At 70.1% G+C, this 19719-nt stretch carries 18 protein-coding genes; 16 read left to right on the top strand and 2 right to left on the bottom strand.

The window, feature by feature from the left end:
• Positions 1–167: 167 nt before the first annotated feature.
• From pgsA to ACFY9I_RS16435, 15 genes are all read left to right on the top strand, one after another.
• Positions 168–908, top strand: coding sequence for a phosphatidylinositol phosphate synthase (gene pgsA, locus ACFY9I_RS16365; protein ID WP_391002026.1), 741 nt, complete (start codon positions 168–170; stop codon positions 906–908).
• Positions 905–1966, top strand: a complete 1062-nt coding sequence (locus ACFY9I_RS16370; protein WP_391002028.1) for a phosphatidylinositol mannoside acyltransferase — start codon at positions 905–907, stop codon at positions 1964–1966. Before pgsA ends, ACFY9I_RS16370 begins: the two co-directional genes overlap by 4 nt.
• A complete protein-coding gene (locus ACFY9I_RS16375; protein WP_391002030.1) occupies positions 1963–3123 on the top strand; it encodes a glycosyltransferase in 1161 nt (386 codons plus the stop codon). Before ACFY9I_RS16370 ends, ACFY9I_RS16375 begins: the two co-directional genes overlap by 4 nt.
• 576 nt (positions 3124–3699) lie before the next feature.
• On the top strand, positions 3700–4245 hold the full coding sequence (locus ACFY9I_RS16380; protein WP_391002032.1) for a hypothetical protein: 546 nt from the start codon (positions 3700–3702) through the stop codon (positions 4243–4245).
• Positions 4246–4670: 425 nt separating this feature from the next.
• On the top strand, positions 4671–5588 hold the full coding sequence (gene pdxS / locus ACFY9I_RS16385) for a pyridoxal 5'-phosphate synthase lyase subunit PdxS (protein WP_033532596.1): 918 nt from the start codon (positions 4671–4673) through the stop codon (positions 5586–5588).
• A 6-nt stretch (positions 5589–5594) separates the two neighbouring features.
• Entirely contained in the window at positions 5595–6203 is a 609-nt protein-coding gene (pdxT, locus tag ACFY9I_RS16390; RefSeq protein WP_391002034.1) for a pyridoxal 5'-phosphate synthase glutaminase subunit PdxT, read from the top strand.
• 48 nt (positions 6204–6251) lie between these two features.
• A complete protein-coding gene (locus ACFY9I_RS16395; RefSeq protein ID WP_391002036.1) occupies positions 6252–7004 on the top strand; it encodes a YebC/PmpR family DNA-binding transcriptional regulator in 753 nt (250 codons plus the stop codon).
• A 117-nt stretch (positions 7005–7121) separates the two neighbouring features.
• Positions 7122–7652, top strand: coding sequence for a crossover junction endodeoxyribonuclease RuvC (gene ruvC, locus ACFY9I_RS16400; protein ID WP_391002038.1), 531 nt, complete (start codon positions 7122–7124; stop codon positions 7650–7652).
• On the top strand, positions 7649–8254 hold the full coding sequence (gene ruvA / locus ACFY9I_RS16405; RefSeq protein ID WP_391002040.1) for a Holliday junction branch migration protein RuvA: 606 nt from the start codon (positions 7649–7651) through the stop codon (positions 8252–8254). The genes ruvC and ruvA overlap by 4 nt, the downstream gene beginning before the upstream one ends.
• 73 nt (positions 8255–8327) lie before the next feature.
• On the top strand, positions 8328–9398 hold the full coding sequence (ruvB, locus tag ACFY9I_RS16410; protein ID WP_391002042.1) for a Holliday junction branch migration DNA helicase RuvB: 1071 nt from the start codon (positions 8328–8330) through the stop codon (positions 9396–9398).
• Positions 9399–9572: 174 nt separating this feature from the next.
• Positions 9573–10082 carry a preprotein translocase subunit YajC gene (gene yajC / locus ACFY9I_RS16415; RefSeq protein WP_239752461.1) on the top strand — a complete coding sequence of 170 codons (510 nt, stop codon included), beginning with the start codon at positions 9573–9575 and terminating at the stop codon, positions 10080–10082.
• A 132-nt stretch (positions 10083–10214) separates the two neighbouring features.
• Positions 10215–12017: a protein translocase subunit SecD gene (secD, locus tag ACFY9I_RS16420; RefSeq protein WP_391002045.1), complete on the top strand. Its 1803-nt coding sequence runs from the start codon at positions 10215–10217 to the stop codon at positions 12015–12017.
• A 1-nt stretch (position 12018) separates the two neighbouring features.
• A complete protein-coding gene (gene secF / locus ACFY9I_RS16425) occupies positions 12019–13113 on the top strand; it encodes a protein translocase subunit SecF (RefSeq protein ID WP_391002047.1) in 1095 nt (364 codons plus the stop codon).
• On the top strand, positions 13110–13649 hold the full coding sequence (locus ACFY9I_RS16430) for an adenine phosphoribosyltransferase (RefSeq protein WP_391002049.1): 540 nt from the start codon (positions 13110–13112) through the stop codon (positions 13647–13649). The genes secF and ACFY9I_RS16430 overlap by 4 nt, the downstream gene beginning before the upstream one ends.
• 320 nt (positions 13650–13969) lie before the next feature.
• The gene (locus ACFY9I_RS16435) at positions 13970–16531 is read left to right on the top strand and encodes a RelA/SpoT family protein (RefSeq protein WP_391002051.1); all 2562 of its coding nucleotides are present in this window, start codon (positions 13970–13972) and stop codon (positions 16529–16531) included.
• A gap of 88 nt (positions 16532–16619) precedes the next feature.
• On the opposite strand, the gene ACFY9I_RS16440 is transcribed toward ACFY9I_RS16435, so the two are convergent.
• Positions 16620–17849 carry a DUF349 domain-containing protein gene (locus ACFY9I_RS16440; protein WP_391002053.1) on the bottom strand — a complete coding sequence of 410 codons (1230 nt, stop codon included), beginning with the start codon at positions 17847–17849 and terminating at the stop codon, positions 16620–16622.
• A gap of 136 nt (positions 17850–17985) precedes the next feature.
• Positions 17986–18822 carry a peptidylprolyl isomerase gene (locus ACFY9I_RS16445; RefSeq protein WP_391002055.1) on the bottom strand — a complete coding sequence of 279 codons (837 nt, stop codon included), beginning with the start codon at positions 18820–18822 and terminating at the stop codon, positions 17986–17988.
• Positions 18823–18989: 167 nt separating this feature from the next.
• On the opposite strand from ACFY9I_RS16445, the gene ACFY9I_RS16450 reads away from it, so the two are divergent.
• Positions 18990–19706: an MBL fold metallo-hydrolase gene (locus ACFY9I_RS16450; protein ID WP_391002057.1), complete on the top strand. Its 717-nt coding sequence runs from the start codon at positions 18990–18992 to the stop codon at positions 19704–19706.
• Positions 19707–19719 lie beyond the last annotated feature (13 nt).

A 19719-nucleotide genomic window follows, 5' to 3' on the forward strand; every position in this document is an offset into this window, starting at 1 on the left:
CACCACTCGTCCATACGGGGGACGGGACCGCTCCTCGCCGCCCTGGTGGGCGCCGGTACGGCAGACTCCCCGATCCGGCCGCGAGACCGGCGCCCTCCGGACAGGACACGGCGGGCCGGTGCCCGACGGTCGCACACGCGCACGCGTGGCTACGATGGGCCAGCCGGATGGCCAGCAGGGGCCACGCGGCGACACCGACCCTCGGGAAGGCCATGCTGAACAAGTACGCGCGTGCATTCTTCACGCGTGTCCTCACACCGTTCGCCGCGTTTCTGATCCGCAGGGGCGTCAGCCCCGACACGGTCACGCTCCTCGGTACCGCCGGAGTCATCGCGGGCGCACTGGTCTTCTACCCCCGGGGCGAGTTCTTCTGGGGCACGGTCGTCATCACGCTCTTCGTGTTCTCGGACCTCGTCGACGGCAACATGGCCCGCCAGATGGGCCGTTCCAGCCGTTGGGGCGCCTTCCTCGACTCCACGCTCGACCGCGTGGCCGACGGCGCGATCTTCGGCGGCTTCGCCCTGTGGTACGCGGGCGGCGGCAACGACAACGTGCTGTGCGCCGTCTCGATCTTCTGCCTGGCGAGCGGACAGGTGGTGTCGTACACGAAGGCGCGCGGCGAGTCGATCGGTCTGCCGGTGGCGGTCAACGGCCTGGTCGAGCGTGCCGAGCGTCTGGTGATCTCACTGGTGGCGGCCGGTCTGTCGGGTCTGCACGCGTTCGGTGTGCCCGGGATCGACGTCCTGCTGCCCATCGCCCTGTGGATTGTCGCCGTCGGCAGCCTCGTCACGCTGATCCAGCGCGTCGTCACCGTCCGTCGCGAGTCCGCCGAGGCGGAGGCGGAGGCCACCGCGGCGGCGGCCCAGGAGACGCCGGACACCTCCCGGAACAGTGAGGCCACGCCGTGAGCGCTCTGCGGGAGCGTGCGACCGACGGGCTGTACGGCCTCGGCTGGGGCACCGTCAAGAAGCTCCCCGAGCCCGTCGCCGTACGCCTCGGCCGGACCATCGCCGACGTCACCTGGAAGCGGCGCGGCCCTCTCGTTCGCCGCCTGGAGGCCAACTACGCGCGCGTGGTCCCCGACGCCGGCCCCGAGCGCCTCGCCGAACTGTCCCGGGCGGGCATGCGCTCGTACCTGCGGTACTGGATGGAGTCCTTCCGCCTCCCCGCCTGGAGCGAGGAGCGCATCAGGACCGGTTTCGCCCCCGAGGACCTGCACCACCTCACCGACGGCCTCGCCGCCGGCCGGGGCGTCGTACTCGCGCTCCCGCACCTGGCCAACTGGGACCTCGCCGGTGCCTGGGTCACCACCGAACTCAAGACCCCTTTCACCACGGTCGCCGAACGCCTCAAGCCCGAGACGCTCTACGACCGCTTCGTCGCCTTCCGCGAGGGCCTCGGCATGGAGGTCCTGCCGCACAGCGGCGGCTCCGCCTTCGGCACCCTCGCGCGGCGGCTGCGCGACGGCGGCCTGGTCTGCCTGGTCGCCGACCGCGACCTGTCCGCGTCCGGCGTCGAGGTCGACTTCTTCGGCGAGCCGACCCGCATGCCCGCGGGCCCCGCCCTCCTCGCCCAGCACACCGGCGCACTGCTGCTGCCGGCGACGCTCTGGTACGACGACTCGCCCGTCATGCGAGGACGCCTGCATCCCCCGATCGAGGTACCCGGGACAGGTACCCGTGCCGAGAAGACGTCTGTGATGACACAGGCGCTGGCAGACGCCTTCGCCACCTGCATCGCCGACCACCCGGAGGACTGGCACATGCTCCAGCGCTTGTGGCTCGCGGACCTCGATCCCGCGAAGGGTCCCGCCGGCCCCCGGCCCACGGACGTCGATCCCGCGAAGAGCCCCGACGGCCCCCGGCCCACGGGCCAGGAGTCCCCGGACATCGTGCGCCCCGTGGCCGATTCCGGGAGGGAGCCCCAGGCCGGCTCCGCGTCAGGGTCCGAGAAGGGACGCCCGTGAAGATCGGGATCGTCTGCCCCTACTCCTGGGACGTGCCCGGGGGAGTCCAGTTCCACATCCGCGACCTGGCCGACCACCTCATCCGCCTCGGCCACGAGGTCTCGGTGCTCGCCCCCGCCGACGACGACACACCCCTGCCGCCGTACGTCGTCTCCGCCGGCCGGGCGGTCCCGGTGCCGTACAACGGGTCGGTGGCCCGCCTGAACTTCGGCTTCCTCTCGGCGGCCCGGGTACGGCGCTGGCTGCACGAGGGCACGTTCGACGTGATCCACATCCATGAGCCGGCCTCCCCGTCGCTCGGCCTGCTGGCCTGCTGGGCGGCGCAGGGCCCGATCGTCGCCACCTTCCACACCTCCAACCCGCGCTCCCGGGCCATGATCGCCGCGTACCCGATCCTGCAGCCCGCGCTGGAGAAGATCAGCGCGCGGATCGCGGTGAGCGAGTACGCCCGTCGCACTCTCGTCGAACACCTGGGCGGCGACGCCGTCGTCATCCCGAACGGCGTGGACGTCGACTTCTTCGCCCGCGCCAAGCCCAACCCCGACTGGCAGGGCGACACACTCGGCTTCATCGGCCGTATCGACGAGCCCCGCAAGGGCCTGCCGGTGCTGATGAAGGCCCTGCCGAAGATCCTCTCCGAGCGGCCCCGGACCCGTCTGCTGGTCGCCGGGCGCGGGGACGAGGAGGAGGCCGTCGAGACCCTGCCCAAGGAGCTGCGCTCCCGCGTCGAGTTCCTCGGCATGGTCAGCGACGAGGACAAGGCCCGCTTCCTGCGCAGCGTCGACGTCTACGTCGCCCCCAACACCGGGGGCGAGAGCTTCGGCATCATCCTCGTCGAGGCCATGTCCGCGGGCGCCCCCGTCCTCGCCTCCGATCTCGACGCCTTCGCCCAGGTCCTCGACCAGGGCACGGCGGGCGAACTGTTCGCCAACGAGGACGCGGACGCCCTCGCGGCGGCCGCCGTACGCCTCCTCGGCGACCCCGACCGGCGTGCCGAGCTGCGCGAGCGGGGCAGCACGCATGTCCGCCGCTTCGACTGGTCGACCGTGGGCGCCGACATCCTCGGCGTCTACGAGACGGTCACGGAGGGCGCGGCCTCGGTGGCGGCGGACGAACGGGCCGGGTTGCGGGCGCGGTTGGGGCTGGCGCGGGACTGACGGGAACACCGTGGCCGGGGCTCGGCGGACGAGCCGCCGAGGCCCGTGTGCCGGCGGGCCTACTGCCCGAGGGCATCCGGTGGCGGTCGCGTGCCGGCCGGCCGAGGGCCGGGCGCGCGGGTGGTCGCGGACGGCTGCCTGAAGGGCGTCAGGACTTGTTAGGGGCGTCAGGACTTGTTGCCCGAGGGGCCGCGTGGGACCGGCTGAGCGGGGATCCAGGCGGGTGGTCGCGGACGAGTTGCCTGAGATCGTCAGCACTGGTTGCCCAAAGGTCCGCCGGGAGCGGCAGCTTCAAGGCCATCCGGACCGGCTGCCCCAGGATCGGGACCGGCTGCCCCGGGATCGTCAGTGGGCGCCCCCATCTTCGTGCGGGGCCTGTCCGTCGTCGCGTTCGTGCGGGGCCTGTCCGTCGTCGCGTTCGTGCGGGGCCTGTCCGTGGTGGCGCTCGGCTCGTGGGCCGGTGCTTCACAGGGTGTTCTTCGGGGTGCGGGTCCGGGCTCGGGGTGCGGCGCCCAGGGGCAGGCGTGGTTCGGTCGCTGCGGGGCGGCGCGGTCGGCACGGGTAGCCTTTCCGCCCGTGACTTCCACACTCATCTGGATCGCGGTCGTCCTCTTCGCGATCGGCCTCTACCTGAGCTGGACGGCGGGACGTCTCGACCGGCTGCACGCGCGCATCGACGCCGCCCGCGCCGCGCTCGACGCGCAGTTGCTGCGCCGCGCCTCGGTCGCCCAGGAGCTGGCCACCTCCGGGGTCCTGGACCCGGCCGCCTCGATCGTCCTCTACGAGGCGGCGCACGCGGCCCGGCAGGCCGAGGAGGAACAGCGCGAGGTCGCCGAGAGCGAGCTGAGCCAGGCGCTGCGGGCGGTGTTCGCGGACGCGCAGCAGGTGGAGATGGTGCGGGCGGCGCCGGGGGGTGAGGACGCGGCGAACGAACTGGCGCAGGCCGTTCGGCGGGTGCCGATGGCGCGGCGCTTCCACAATGACGCGGTACGTGCTGCCCGTGCCCTGCGCCGCCACCGCAAGGTCCGCTGGTTCCGTCTGGCCGGCCACGCCCCCTTCCCGATGGCCTTCGAGATGGACGACGAGCCCCCGGCCGCCCTGGCGGACCGAGCGACCGCCTGACCCAGGTTCTTCTCGCCCCCGCCGCCCTTACCCGTCCCGTCCTGTCTCGTCCCGTCCCGTCCCCAGGGGCTGCGCCCCTTCGACCCCATGGGTGCCTTCTTCGGCTGCGCGTAGGTGCGGGCTGGTCGCGCAGTTCACCGCCCCCCTGCAAAGGCAGGGCCTCCGCCCCGTGCCTTGGCTTTCAGGGGGGCGGGGAACTGCGCGAACAACCACCACCCACCCGCACTCGCCGTACACGCTTACCTCCGACCTCTCCCACGAGCGGGGTCGAAGGGGCGGCAGCCCCTGAGGACGGGACGGGTAAGGGGCGGTGGGGGCGAGGAAAAACGATCCACCGCCTCCCCATTGGCCCTTGCCGTGGCCTGCTCCCCTCGCGTTTTCTCAGTGATTGCACAAACCCCCTTCCCCCGAGCGAGGTCAAACCCGTGTCCAGCACGCTCTCGAACTCCGCCGCCCAGACCCCCGAGACCGGCACCGCCCGCGTGAAGCGCGGCATGGCCGAGCAGCTCAAGGGCGGTGTGATCATGGACGTTGTCACCCCCGAGCAGGCGAAGATCGCCGAGGACGCGGGCGCCGTCGCGGTCATGGCCCTGGAGCGGGTCCCCGCCGACATCCGCAAGGACGGCGGCGTGGCCCGGATGTCCGACCCCGACATGATCGAGGGCATCATCGAGGCCGTCTCGATCCCGGTCATGGCCAAGTCCCGCATCGGCCACTTCGTCGAGGCCCAGGTCCTGCAGTCGCTCGGCGTCGACTACATCGACGAGTCCGAGGTCCTCACCCCGGCCGACGAGGTCAACCACTCCGACAAGTGGGCCTTCACGACCCCCTTCGTCTGCGGCGCCACCAACCTGGGCGAGGCCCTGCGCCGTATCGCCGAGGGCGCGGCCATGATCCGCTCCAAGGGCGAGGCCGGCACCGGCAACGTCGTCGAGGCCGTCCGCCACCTGCGCCAGATCAAGAACGAGATCGCCAAGCTGCGCGGCTTCGACAACAACGAGCTGTACGCCGCCGCCAAGGAACTGCGCGCCCCGTACGAGCTGGTCAAGGAGGTCTCCGAGCTGGGCAAGCTGCCGGTCGTCCTCTTCTCCGCCGGTGGCGTCGCCACCCCGGCCGACGCCGCGCTGATGCGCCAGCTCGGTGCCGAGGGCGTCTTCGTCGGCTCGGGCATCTTCAAGTCCGGCGACCCGGCCAAGCGCGCCGCCGCCATCGTGAAGGCCACCACCTTCTACGACGACCCGAAGATCATCGCGGACGCCTCCCGCAACCTGGGCGAGGCCATGGTCGGCATCAACTGCGACACCCTCCCCGAGGCCGAGCGCTACGCGAACCGGGGCTGGTAAGCACCCATGAGCGACACCCCCGTCATAGGCGTCCTGGCCCTCCAGGGCGACGTACGGGAGCACCTCGTCGCCCTGGCCGCGGCCGACGCCGTGGCCAGGCCGGTGCGGCGCCCCGAGGAACTCGCCGAGGTGGACGGCCTCGTCATCCCCGGCGGCGAGTCCACCACCATCTCGAAGCTGGCGGTCCTCTTCGGCGTGATGGAGCCCCTACGCGCGCGCGTGCGCGACGGCCTGCCCGTCTACGGCACCTGCGCCGGCCTGATCATGCTCGCCGACAAGATCCTCGACCCGCGCTCGGGCCAGGAGACCATCGGCGGCATCGACATGATCGTGCGCCGCAACGCCTTCGGGCGGCAGAACGAGTCCTTCGAGGCGGCGGTCGACGTGAAGGGAGTCGAGGGCGATCCGGTAGAGGGCGTCTTCATCCGCGCACCCTGGGTCGAGTCCGTGGGCGCCGAGACGGAGGTGCTGGCCGAGCACGACGGTCACATCGTCGCCGTGCGCCAGGGCAACGCCCTCGCCACGTCGTTCCACCCGGAGCTGACCGGCGACCACCGGTTGCACGCGCTGTTCGTCGAGATGGTGCGCTCCAACCGGACAACGGAGTCCTTGTAGGATCTCTGCCGTTCGTACAGAGATGGGTTACGCGAAGGAGACAGGCAGATGTCCGGCCACTCTAAATGGGCCACGACGAAGCACAAGAAGGCCGTGATCGACGCCAAGCGCGGCAAGCTCTTCGCGAAGCTGATCAAGAACATCGAGGTCGCGGCGCGCATGGGCGGCGTGGACCTGGACGGCAATCCGACGCTGTACGACGCCGTTCAGAAGGCGAAGAAGTCGTCGGTCCCGAACAAGAACATCGACTCCGCGATCAAGCGCGGTGGCGGTCTCGAGGCCGGTGGCGCCGACTACGAGACCATCATGTACGAGGGCTACGGCCCCAACGGCGTCGCGGTGCTCATCGAGTGCCTCACCGACAACCGCAACCGCGCCGCCTCGGACGTCCGCGTCGCCATGACCCGCAACGGCGGCTCGATGGCCGACCCGGGGTCCGTGTCGTACCTGTTCAACCGCAAGGGCGTCGTGATCGTCCCCAAGGGCGAGCTGTCCGAGGACGATGTGCTGGAGGTCGTGCTCGACGCGGGTGCCGAGGAGGTCAACGACCTGGGCGAGTCCTTCGAGGTGCTCAGCGAGGCCACCGACCTGGTCGCGGTCCGCACCTCCCTCCAGGAGGCCGGCATCGACTACGACTCCGCCGAGGCCAACTTCGTCCCCACCATGCAGGTCGAGCTGGACGAGGAGGGCGCCAAGAAGATCTTCAAGCTGATCGACGCCCTGGAGGACAGCGACGACGTCCAGAACGTCTTCGCCAACTTCGACGTGAGCGACGAAGTGATGGCCAAGGTCGACGCGTAGCGCTGCCGCGAACCGAGTGGATCCGGCGGGCCGGTGGGACACACCCACCGGCCCGCCGCCGTTGTCGGTGGCAGCAGATAGCCTGCACAAACAGGCGATCGAGTGGGAGGGGGCGCGGTGCGCGTACTCGGGGTGGACCCCGGACTGACACGGTGTGGTGTCGGCGTGGTCGAGGGAGTTGCGGGCCGGCCGCTCACCATGCTCGGCGTCGGAGTCGTACGGACGCCCGCCGACGCCGAGTTGGGACACCGCCTCGTCGCGATCGAGCACGGAATAGAGCAGTGGCTCGACGAGCACCGCCCCGAATTCGTCACGGTGGAGCGGGTGTTCAGCCAGCACAACGTACGGACGGTCATGGGCACCGCCCAGGCCAGCGCCGTCGCCATGCTCTGTGCCGCCCGCCGTGGCATCCCCGTCGCCCTGCACACCCCCAGCGAGGTCAAGGCCGCGGTCACCGGCAGCGGCCGTGCTGACAAAGCCCAGGTCGGCGCCATGGTCACCCGTCTCCTCCGGCTCGACGCACCTCCGAAACCGGCGGATGCCGCCGACGCCCTCGCCCTCGCCATCTGCCACATCTGGCGGGCCCCCGCCCAGAACCGCCTGCAGCAGGCGATGGCTCTGCATGCATCGAAAGGCCGTACGACATGATCGCCTTCGTCAGCGGCCCGGTCGCCGCCCTCGCCCCCGACTCCGCGGTCGTGGAGGTGGGCGGGATCGGCATCGCGCTCCAGTGCACACCGAACACGCTCTCCGGGCTGCGCATGGGACAGCAGACCAAGCTCGCCACCTCCCTCGTCGTCCGTGAGGACTCGCTGACCCTCTACGGCTTCGTGGACGACGACGAACGCCAGGTCTTCGAACTGCTGCAGACCGCGAGCGGCGTGGGCCCGCGCCTGGCGCAGGCGATGCTCGCCGTGCACACGCCCGACGCCCTGCGCCGAGCGGTCGCCACCGGCGACGAGAAGGCACTGATCGCCGTCCCCGGCATCGGCAAGAAGGGCGCCCAGAAGCTGCTGCTCGAGCTGAAGGACCGCCTGGGCGAGCCCGTCGGCGCCCCCGCGATCGGCGCCCCGGTCACCCAGGGCTGGCGCGACCAGTTGCACGCCGCCCTGATCGGCCTCGGGTACGCCACCCGCGAGGCCGACGAGGCCGTGTCGGCTGTGACCCCCCAGGCCGAGGCCACCCAAGGCACGCCCCAGGTGGGCCAGTTGCTGAAGGCCGCCCTCCAGACCCTCAACAGAGCCCGCTGAATATCCTCAACGGAGCCCACCGGCCCACCTGTTGAAGCTCAGCCCATCCGACCGCGACCGCGAGGCACACGCAATGAACTGGGACGACACGACCGACGACACCGCCCCCGACCGTCTGGTGGGGTCCGTCGCCGACCGTGAGGACCAGGCCGTCGAGGCCGCCCTGCGCCCCAAGGACCTGGACGAGTTCATCGGCCAGGAGAAGGTCCGCGAGCAACTCGACCTCGTCCTGCGGGCGGCACGCGCGCGCGGTGCCACCGCCGACCACGTCCTGCTCTCCGGCGCCCCGGGCCTCGGCAAGACCACCCTCTCGATGATCATCGCGGCCGAGATGGGAGCCCCCATCCGCATCACCTCCGGCCCCGCCATCCAGCACGCCGGCGACCTCGCCGCGATTCTCTCCTCCCTCCAGGAGGGCGAGGTCCTCTTCCTCGACGAGATCCACCGCATGTCCCGGCCCGCCGAGGAGATGCTGTACATGGCAATGGAGGACTTCCGGGTCGACGTGATCGTCGGCAAGGGCCCCGGCGCCACCGCGATCCCCCTCGAACTGCCGCCCTTCACCCTGGTCGGCGCCACCACGCGCGCCGGACTGCTGCCACCGCCACTGCGTGACCGCTTCGGCTTCACCGCGCACATGGAGTTCTACGAGCCCGGCGAACTGGAGCGCGTCATCCACCGCTCGGCCAACCTCCTCGACGTGGAGATCGACACGGACGGCGCCGCCGAGATCGCGGGCCGCTCACGCGGGACACCCCGTATCGCCAACCGTCTGCTGCGCCGCGTACGGGACTACGCGCAGGTCAAGGCGGACGGCGTCATCACACGCGACATCGCGTCGGCCGCCCTCGCCGTCTACGAGGTGGACGCCCGCGGCCTCGACCGCCTCGACCGGGGCGTCCTCGAAGCCCTGCTCAAGCTCTTCGGCGGCGGACCGGTCGGCCTGTCCACGCTCGCCGTCGCGGTGGGGGAGGAGCGTGAGACCGTCGAGGAGGTCGCCGAGCCTTTCCTCGTCCGCGAGGGACTGCTCGCCCGGACCCCCCGCGGCCGGGTGGCGACCCCCGCCGCGTGGGCCCACCTCGGCCTCACCCCGCCACGCGGCACGACCGGCGGAAACGGACAACAGGACCTGTTCGGGGCGTGACCTTCTCGTGACGGCGCGGTACTCGCCCGGCATGGAACCCCGGTGACATGCTGTGCGTTGTTCCATCACGGTGGACTCGCTTAGACTCCGCCGATGCCGCCCTTGTCGGCGACACACATACCCCCAACCATCAGGCCGCTCGCCATCGCGGTCGTGTGAAGGAAGTTCCGACCCGTGAGTCTCGTGACCCTCCTCCCGTTCATCGTGCTCATCGGGGCCATGATCCTGATGACCCGATCGGCCAAGAAGAAGCAGCAGCAGGCCGTCGACATGCGGAACCAGATGCAGCCCGGTTCCGGCGTCCGCACGATCGGGGGCATGTACGCGACCGTCAAGGAGGTCAGCGAGGACACGGTCCTCCTCGACGCCGGGCCGGGCGTCGAGCTGCTGTTCGCCAAGAACTCCATCGGTGCCGTCCTCAGCGACGAGGAGTACAACCGCATCGTCCACGGCATCGAGCACGACCTGAAGTCCGACGTCGTCCCGGACGACGCCTCCTCCCTCACCGAGACCGACGAGCCCTCCGACGACGCTTCCGCCGCTTCCGACGACAAGCCCATCGACCTCGGCAAGAAGGACGCGTCCGACGACGCGGCCGACAAGACCGCCGAGGCGAAGGCCGACGAGGCCAAGGCCGACGAAGCAGAGCCGAAGAAGACCGACGGCGAGTCCGACGCGAAGTAGTCACGTCCCGGGAGTGCGAGCGAGAACCGCCCGCGCCCCGGGAACGTGCCGTTTTCGCCGGATTCCCCGACACAAGTCATGGCCGCCCCGCGCTGACCCCGCGCACGGCGGCCCGAGAGGGAGTACGAGAAGGTGGCAGCACCGAAGAAGGGCCGGAGCGCGAGCACCCAGAGCAAGCCTGGGCGCGCGCTGGCCCTCATCCTGATCGCCATCGTGGCGCTCACCGGGGGAATGTTTGCCTCCGGACACACCACTCCGCGTCTCGGCATCGACCTTGCCGGTGGTACGAGCATCACGCTGACCGCAATCAACGAGCCTGGCCAGCCCGACGCGATCAACCAGACCAACATGGACACCGCGGTCGAGATCATGAACCGCCGTGTCAATGGTCTGGGCGTGTCCGAGGCGGAGGTCCAGACCCAGGGCCGTGACAACATCATTGTCAACATCCCCAAGGGCACGGATTCCGAGGAAGCCCGGGACCAGGTCGGCACCACCGCGAAGCTGTACTTCCGTCCCGTCCTCCAGAGCCAGGTCGGCTCCGGTGCGGCGGAGAACCCCACCGCCTCGCCGAGCACCAGCACCAGCGCCAGCCCCAGTGGCAGTGGCTCGCCGAGCCCGTCGAGCTCCGACGGCAAGGACGAGGCCACCGAGCCCGGGGCCGGTGACTCCGCCGGCGCGTCGTCCAGCCCCTCGTCCTCGGCCACGTCGCAGGGCCGTGCGCTCACCGACGCGCTGAAGGCCGACCCCACGCCGTCGGGCAGCGGCTCCGCGTCCGCCAAGGCCTCCGGCAGCGCCTCCCCGCCCGCGAGCCCCGGCGTGGACGAGGCGACCCAGGCGGTCCAGGCCAAGTTCGCCGCCCTCGACTGCAACGACCCGAAGCAGCGCGCCGAGGCCGGCAAGGGCAAGACCACCGACACCGTCGTGGCCTGTGGTCAGGACAACGGCGGCTGGAGCAAGTTCGTCCTCGGCCCGGTCGGCGTCGACGGCACCGAGGTCGACAAGGCCCAGGCGCTGCTCGACACGCAGAACGGCTCCGGCTGGCAGGTCGTCATGGACTTCGACTCCAAGGGCGCCGACAAGTTCGCCAAGATCACCGGTCAGCTCGCGACCCAGCCCTCTCCGCAGAACGAGTTCGCGATCGTCCTCGACGACGAGGTCGTCTCCCACCCCTTCGTGCAGGCGGCGGTCACCGGCGGCAAGGCCGAGATCTCCGGCAGCTTCACGCAGGAGGAGGCCCAGAACCTCGCCAACATGCTCTCCTACGGCGCGCTCCCGCTGACCTTCAAGGAGTCCAGCGTCACCACCGTCAGCCCCGCGCTCGGCGGTGAGCAGCTGCAGGCCGGTCTGATCGCCGGTGCGATCGGCCTCGCGCTGGTCGTGATCTACCTGATCGTCTACTACCGCGGCCTGTCGCTGATCGCCATCGCCTCGCTGCTGGTCTCGGCGGCCCTGACCTACCTGATCATGGCGCTGCTCGGCCCGACCATCAACTTCGCGCTGAACCTCCCGGCGGTCTGTGGTGCGATCGTCGCGATCGGCATCACGGCGGATTCGTTCATCGTGTACTTCGAACGCGTGCGGGACGAGATTCGCGAGGGTCGCACACTGCGCCCCGCGGTCGAGCGGGCCTGGCCGCGCGCGCGGCGCACCATCCTGGTCTCCGACTTCGTGTCCTTCCTCGCCGCCGCGGTGCTGTTCGTCGTCACCGTCGGCAAGGTGCAGGGCTTCGCGTTCACGCTGGGCCTGACGACCGTGCTCGACGTCGTGGTCGTCTTCTTCTTCACCAAGCCGCTGCTGACCCTGCTGGCCCGCACCAAGTTCTTCGGCAACGGCCACAGCTGGTCGGGTCTCGACCCGAAGCGACTGGGTGCCCAGCCGCCGCTGCGCCGCACCCGCCGTCCCGCCGTCCCCGCCGACCCGAAGGAGGCCTGAGATGTCGAAGCTCGGCGACCTCGGAGCCCGACTCCACCGCGGCGAGGTCGGTTATGACTTCGTCCGCAACCGCAAGCTCTGGTACGGCCTCTCCATCCTGATCACCATCACGGCCATCGTCGGCCTCGCGGTCCGTGGCCTGAACATGGGTATCGAGTTCCAGGGTGGCGCCGTTTTCACGACGCCGAAGACGAGTGTCTCGGTCGCCCAGGCGGAGGAGTACGCCACAGAGGCCTCCGGTCACCAGGCGATCGTCCAGAAACTCGGCAACGACACCCTGCGCATCCAGATCTCCGGTGTGGACACCAGCAAGTCCGACGAGATCAAGAAAACGCTCGCAGGCGACCTCAAGATGGACCCGGAGAGGATCAACGCCGATCTGGTCGGTCCCAGCTGGGGTGACCAGATCGCCAACAAGGCATGGCAGGGCCTCGGGATCTTCATGGTCCTCGTGGTGATCTATCTGGCGATCGCCTTCGAATGGCGCATGGCCATCGCCGCGTTCGTCGCCCTGATCCACGACATCACCATCACCATCGGCATCTACGCCCTCGTCGGCTTCGAGGTGACACCCGGCACGGTGATCGGTCTGCTGACGATCCTCGGTTATTCGCTCTACGACACGGTCGTCGTCTTCGACAGCCTCAAGGAGCAGACGAAGGACATCACCAAGCAGAACCGCTGGACGTACGCGGAGATCGCCAACCGCTCGATCAACAGCACCCTGGTGCGGTCGATCAACACCACGGTGGTGGCGCTCCTCCCCGTCGCCGGCCTTCTCTTCATCGGCGGCGGTGTCCTCGGCGCGGGCATGCTGAACGACATCTCGCTGTCGCTGTTCGTCGGCCTCGCGGCCGGTGCGTACTCCTCGATCTTCATCGCCACGCCGCTCGTCGCCGACCTCAAGGAGCGCGAGCCGCAGCTCAAGGCCCTCAAGAAGCGCGTCCTCGCCAAGCGGGCCCAGGCCGACCACGATGTGGAGCCGGCCGCCGACGGACCGTACGACGACGAGCCCGCGGACGCCACCCCGGCGGTGGTCGGCCCGCGAGCCCAGTCCGCGAGCCGCAGCCGGGGCAAGGGCGGGAAGCGGCGGTGACCGACATCAAGGAGCTGCTGCTCAGCCGCATCCGTGACGTCGCGGACCATCCGGAGCCGGGGGTGATGTTCAAGGACATCACCCCGCTGCTGGCCGACCCGGCGGCGTTCACCGCGCTGACGGACGCGCTGGCGGAGCTGACCGTACGGCACGGTGCCACGAAGATCGTCGGCCTGGAGGCCCGGGGCTTCATCCTGGGTGCCCCGGCCGCCGTCCGGGCGGGCGTCGGCTTCATCCCCGTACGCAAGGCGGGCAAGCTCCCCGGAGCCACGCTCAGCCAGGCGTACGACCTGGAGTACGGCTCCGCCGAGATCGAGGTGCACGCCGAGGACCTGGCCGCGGGCGACCGCGTCATGGTCATCGACGACGTTCTCGCCACCGGCGGCACCGCCGAGGCCTCCCTTCAGCTGATCCGCCGCGCGGGCGCCCAGGTCGCCGGCGTCGCGGTCCTGATGGAGCTGTCGTTCCTGCCGGGCAGGCAACGCCTGGAGACCGCGTTGGCGGGGGCCCCGCTGGAGGCCCTGATCACCGTCTGACGCACGGCACACAACCACGCGGCGGGCGCCCCGGGAATCTCCCCGGAGCGCCCGCCGCGTTGCGCGCCCCGTACAGCGCGCCCTCCCGCCGGACCGTGCCCCAAGGGGGCGCGGGGAACTGCGCGAGCAACCCCACACGGCCCGCCCTGAACCGGCCACCGAACACCCCGAGGCGGCCCGAGGAATCCGCCGCGCGCCCCTGGTGTTTCACGGGTAGACGGCCCTCACAGTGGCCTGAAGGGGATCCTGAGGCCCGGGATCGCTACCATGGGTGCTCCGGAGCCTGACCGGGGGACCCGGATCGCGCACGAGGAGCCCTCTTGCCAGACGAGGCCCAGCACCTGACCGCCGCCAAGCCCGAGACCGCCTCGGGCCCCGCGGCCAAGCCCGCGCAGCACGCGGCGCCGGCGAACCCCGCGAACACCGCGACGTCCTCGCAGGGCCCGGTCGAACACGCCCAGTCCGGGCCCGCAGACAAGGCCGCCGGACCGTCGCGCCCCAAGTCCTCCCCGCCCGAGCGCCCCGCGCCCGCGCCCACTCCGGCGCCACCGCCCCGCCCCGCCCCCACGGGACAGCCGGCGCGCTCCGGATCCTCCAACCGCGTGCGCGCCCGGCTCGCACGCCTCGGCGTGCAGCGCTCCAACCCCTACAACCCGGTCCTGGAGCCGTTGCTGCGGATCGTGCGCGGCAACGACCCCAAGATCGAGACGTCGACGCTCCGTCAGATCGAGAAGGCCTACCAGGTCGCCGAGCGCTGGCACCGGGGCCAGAAGCGCAAGAGCGGCGACCCGTACATCACGCACCCCCTCGCGGTGACCACCATCCTCGCCGAGCTGGGCATGGATCCGGCCACCCTGATGGCGGGTCTGCTGCACGACACCGTCGAGGACACCGAGTACGGCCTCGACCAGCTCCGCCGCGACTTCGGGGACTCCGTCGCGCTCCTCGTCGACGGCGTCACCAAGCTGGACAAGGTCAAGTTCGGCGAGGCCGCGCAGGCCGAGACGGTGCGCAAGATGGTCGTCGCCATGGCCAAGGACCCCCGCGTCCTGGTCATCAAGCTCGCCGACCGGCTGCACAACATGCGCACCATGCGCTACCTCAAGCGCGAGAAGCAGGAGAAGAAGGCGCGCGAGACCCTGGAGATCTACGCGCCGCTCGCCCACCGCCTGGGCATGAACACCATCAAGTGGGAGCTGGAGGACCTCGCCTTCGCGATCCTCTACCCCAAGATGTACGACGAGATCGTCCGGCTCGTCGCCGAGCGTGCCCCCAAGCGCGACGAGTACCTGGCCATAGTGACCGACGAGGTCCAGCAGGACCTGCGGGCCGCCCGCATCAAGGCCACCGTCACCGGCCGCCCGAAGCACTACTACAGCGTCTACCAGAAGATGATCGTCCGCGGCCGTGACTTCGCGGAGATCTACGACCTGGTCGGCATCCGCGTCCTGGTGGACACCGTCCGCGACTGCTACGCGGCCCTGGGCACCGTCCACGCCCGCTGGAACCCCGTTCCGGGGCGGTTCAAGGACTACATCGCGATGCCCAAGTTCAACATGTACCAGTCGCTGCACACCACGGTCATCGGACCCAACGGCAAGCCCGTCGAACTCCAGATCCGTACGTTCGACATGCACCGCCGCGCCGAGTACGGCATCGCCGCGCACTGGAAGTACAAGCAGGAGGCCGTCGCCGGCGCCTCGAAGGTGCGTACGGACGCGCCGAGGAGCACCGGCAAGGACGACCACCTCAACGACATGGCCTGGCTGCGCCAGCTGCTGGACTGGCAGAAGGAGACCGAGGACCCCGGGGAGTTCCTGGAGTCCCTGCGCTTCGACCTGTCCCGCAACGAGGTCTTCGTCTTCACCCCGAAGGGCGACGTGATAGCGCTGCCGGCCAGCGCGACCCCCGTCGACTTCGCGTACGCGGTGCACACCGAGGTCGGCCACCGCACCATAGGCGCCCGGGTCAACGGACGCCTGGTCCCGCTCGAATCCACCCTCGACAACGGCGACCTGGTGGAGGTCTTCACCTCCAAGGCGGCCGGCGCGGGCCCCTCCCGCGACTGGCTCGGCTTCGTGAAGTCCCCGCGCGCCCGTAACAAGATCCGCGCCTGGTTCTCCAAGGAGCGGCGTGACGAGGCCATCGAACAGGGCAAGGACGCCATCGTCCGGGCGATGCGCAAGCAGAACCTGCCGATCCAGCGCATCCTCACCGGCGACTCGCTCGTCACCCTCGCGCACGAGATGCGCTACCCCGACATCTCCGCGCTGTACGCCGCCATAGGCGAGAGCCATGTCTCCGCGCAGAGCGTGGTGCAGAAACTGGTCCAGGCCCTCGGCGGCGAGGAGGCGGCCACCGAGGAGATCGACGAGGCCGTACCGCCGACCAGCAGCCGCAGCCGCAAGCGGCGCGGCAGCAACGACCCCGGTGTCGTGGTCAAGGGCGTCGAGGACGTGTGGGTCAAGCTGGCCCGCTGCTGTACGCCCGTCCCCGGTGACCCCATCATCGGCTTCGTCACCCGGGGCAGCGGCGTATCGGTTCACCGCAACGACTGCGTCAACGTCGAGTCGCTCTCCCGCGAGCCCGAGCGCATCCTCGAGGTCGAATGGGCGCCCACCCAGTCCTCGGTCTTCCTCGTCGCCATACAGGTCGAGGCCCTGGACCGCAGCCGTCTGCTGTCGGACGTCACCCGCGTCCTGTCCGACCAGCACGTCAACATCCTGTCGGCGGCCGTCCAGACGTCCCGAGACCGTGTCGCCACCTCCCGTTTCACCTTCGAGATGGGTGACCCCAAGCACCTGGGCCACGTCCTGAAGGCGGTCAGGGGAGTAGAGGGCGTCTACGACGTGTACCGGGTGACGTCGGCGCGGAGGCCGTAAGCGCGGCGCCGACAAAAGGAGGCCGTAGGCACGGCACAGACAAAAGGGGCTCCCATGGGGAGCCCCTTTCAGTCGTGCGCGGGAAGCGTCAGCCGCCGAACTCCTGCAGACCCTTCAGCGCCTGGTCGAGCAGGGCCTGGCGACCGTCGAGCTCGCGCTGGAGCTTGTCGGCCTTGGCGTTGTTGCCCTGGGCGCGCGCGGCCTCGATCTGGCCGTGCAGCTTGTCCACCGCGGCCTGGAGCTGGCCCGTCAGACCGGCCGCGCGGGCACGGGCCTCCGGGTTGGTGCGGCGCCACTCGGCCTCCTCGGCCTCCTGGATGGCGCGCTCGACCGCGTGCATCCGGCCCTCGACCTTCGGGCGGGCGTCGCGCGGCACATGGCCGATGGCCTCCCAGCGCTCGTTGACCGAGCGGAAGGCGGCACGGGCCGCCTTCAGGTCCGTGACCGGCAGAATCTTCTCCGCCTCCTCGGCCAGTTCCTCCTTGAGCTTGAGGTTCTCGGCCTGCTCAGCGTCACGCTCGGCGAAGACCGAGCTGCGGGCGGCGAAGAACACGTCCTGGGCGCCGCGGAAGCGGTTCCACAGGTCGTCCTCGTGCTCGCGCTGGGCGCGGCCCGCCGCCTTCCAGTCCGCCATCAGCTCGCGGTAGCGCGCCGCCGTGGGACCCCAGTCCGTCGAGTTCGACAGCGCCTCGGCCTCCGCGACCAGCTTCTCCTTGGTCTTGCGGGCGTCCTCGCGCTGCGCGTCGAGCTGCGCGAAGTGGGCCTTGCGACGCTTGGAGAACGCCGAGCGGGCGTGCGAGAAGCGGTGCCAGAGCTCGTCGTCGGACTTGCGGTCCAGCCGCGGCAGCCCCTTCCAGGTGTCCACCAGCGCCCGCAGCCGCTCACCGGCGGACCGCCACTGATCGGACTGGGCCAGCTCCTCAGCCTCGGTGACCAGCGCCTCCTTGGCGTGCCGGGCTTCGTCGGACTGCTTGGCCCGCTGCTGCTTGCGCTCCTCACGGCGGGCCTCGACGGTCTCCACCAGCTTGTCCAGCCGCACCTTGAGCGCGTCCAGATCACCGACCGCGTGATGCGCGTCCACCTGCTCGCGAATGTGGTCGATCGCTGCCTGTGCGTCCTTCGCCGACAGATCGGTGGTCTTCACGCGCTTCTCGAGGAGGCCGATCTCGACAACCAGGCCTTCGTACTTGCGCTCGAAGTAGGCCAGCGCCTCCTCAGGAGAGCCGGCCTGCCAGGAACCGACGACCTGCTCGCCGTCGGCCGTACGCACGTACACGGTCCCCGTCTCGTCGACGCGGCCCCACGGGTCGCTGCTCACAGCGCCTCCTCCACATGATGCCTGCGGGGGGCCTGAAGCTCCCCCGGGCATCGTCCACAGTTTCGTCACGGCCAACATAGGCGACCGGCGGGTTGCCTGTCCGCATCCCGCGCGACCGAAATTTCACCGCCGACGATCAGGACTTCTTGACAGTCGCCTTGTTGATCACCACGGTCGCGTTGGGCGCCCCGTCACCCATTCCCGTGTTCTCGCCCGCGTCGGCGATCTTCTTCAGGACCTTCATGCCGTCCTTGGAGATCGTGCCGAACGGTGTGTAGTTGGCTGGAAGCTGGCTGTCCTGGAAGACCAGGAAGAACTGGCTGCCACCGCTGTTCTTGCCCTGGCCGGTCTGCGCGTCGAACTGGTTCGCCATCGCGACCGTGCCCGCCGGGTACACATCGCCCTTGAGCCGCGGGTCCTTCAGGTTCTCGTCCGGGATCGTGTAGCCGGGACCGCCCATGCCGGTGCCCTGCGGGTCACCGCACTGCAGCACGTAGATGCCCTGGGTGGTGAGACGGTGGCACTTGGTGTGGTCCAAGTACCCCTTGTTCACCAGGAAGTTGAAGGAGTTGACGGTGTGCGGGGCCTTCGCCGCGTCCATCGTTATGGGGATGGAACCGCAGGTCGTCTGCAGATCCATCGTGTACGACGCGGTCTTGTCGATGGTGAGCGCGGGCTCCTTCTTGAAGCTGAGCTTCTCGACCTTGCCCTCGGCCGCCTTCTCGCACGGGTCCGGCGCCTTGCTGGGCGGGGCGCTGGGAGACACCTCCGCGCTCGCGTTCTCCTTCTTGTCGTCCCCCTTGAGGACGTCGGTCGTGTACAGCGCCACACTGCCCACCAGGATCACGCCGAGCACCGAGGCGATCACGGCGTTGCGGACTCGTGCCTTGCGCCGGGCGGACGTACGCCGCTGCTGCTGCCGCAAGAACTTCTCCCGGGCGAGCTGACGCCGCCGCTGCTCCTGGCTGACCACGGGGTTCTCTCCTCATGCGTCTCGTACGTCGACGGGTGCGTCGCGCGTCTCGTGAGTCCACTGATTGTGTGTGACCCGTACCGTATATGGGTTCGCTGAGGAAACGGCAGCGCCGGTAGGCTCTGATCCACAGCAACCCACCCCCGTACGCCACAAGAAGGACGATCGTGCTCATTGCCGGGTTCCCCGCCGGGGCCTGGGGGACCAACTGTTATCTGGTCGCCCCCGCCGCCGGTGAGGAGTGCGTGATCATCGACCCGGGCCACGAGGCCACCCAGGGAGTCGAGGAGACGCTGCGGAAGCATCGGCTCAAGCCCGTCGCCGTCGTCCTCACCCACGGCCACCTCGACCATGTGGCCTCGGTCGTCCCCGTCTGCGGCGCTCACGACGTACCGGCCTGGATCCACCCGGACGACCGGTACATGATGAGCGACCCCGAGAAGGCGCTCGGCCGTTCCATCGGCATGCCGCTGCTGGGCGAGCTGACCATCGGGGAGCCCGACGACGTCAAGGAGCTGACCGACGGCGCGAAGCTGGAGCTGGCCGGTCTGGAGCTGTCCGTCGCGCACGCGCCCGGCCATACCAAGGGGTCGGTGACCTTCCGGATGCCCGAGACCACGGAGATCCCCTCCGTGTTCTTCTCCGGGGATCTGCTCTTCGCCGGCTCCATCGGACGGACCGACCTGCCCGGCGGTGACATGGCCGAGATGCTCGACTCGCTGGCCCGCGTGTGCCTGCCGCTCGACGACTCGACCGTGGTGCTGTCCGGCCACGGCCCCCAGACGACCATCGGCCAGGAGCGCGCCACCAACCCGTATCTGCGGCAGGTGGCGGCCGGCGGCCAGGGAGCGGGTCCCACGACCCCTCCCCGACGAGGAATGTGACGAGAGACCTTCC

This window comes from Streptomyces sp. NPDC012510 (genome assembly GCF_042955065.1).
GTDB lineage: Bacteria > Actinomycetota > Actinomycetes > Streptomycetales > Streptomycetaceae > Streptomyces.

What these genes read in the sequence shown, in the direction of transcription:
- secF (WP_391002047.1), top strand. Translation starts at nt 12,019, where the DNA reads ATGTCGAAGCTCGGCGACCTCGGAGCCCGACTCCACCGCGGCGAGGTC.
- ruvB (WP_391002042.1), top strand. Translation starts at nt 8,328, where the DNA reads ATGAACTGGGACGACACGACCGACGACACCGCCCCCGACCGTCTGGTG.
- pgsA (WP_391002026.1), top strand. Translation starts at nt 168, where the DNA reads ATGGCCAGCAGGGGCCACGCGGCGACACCGACCCTCGGGAAGGCCATG.
- ACFY9I_RS16395 (WP_391002036.1), top strand. Translation starts at nt 6,252, where the DNA reads ATGTCCGGCCACTCTAAATGGGCCACGACGAAGCACAAGAAGGCCGTG.
- pdxT (WP_391002034.1), top strand. Translation starts at nt 5,595, where the DNA reads ATGAGCGACACCCCCGTCATAGGCGTCCTGGCCCTCCAGGGCGACGTA.
- ruvA (WP_391002040.1), top strand. Translation starts at nt 7,649, where the DNA reads ATGATCGCCTTCGTCAGCGGCCCGGTCGCCGCCCTCGCCCCCGACTCC.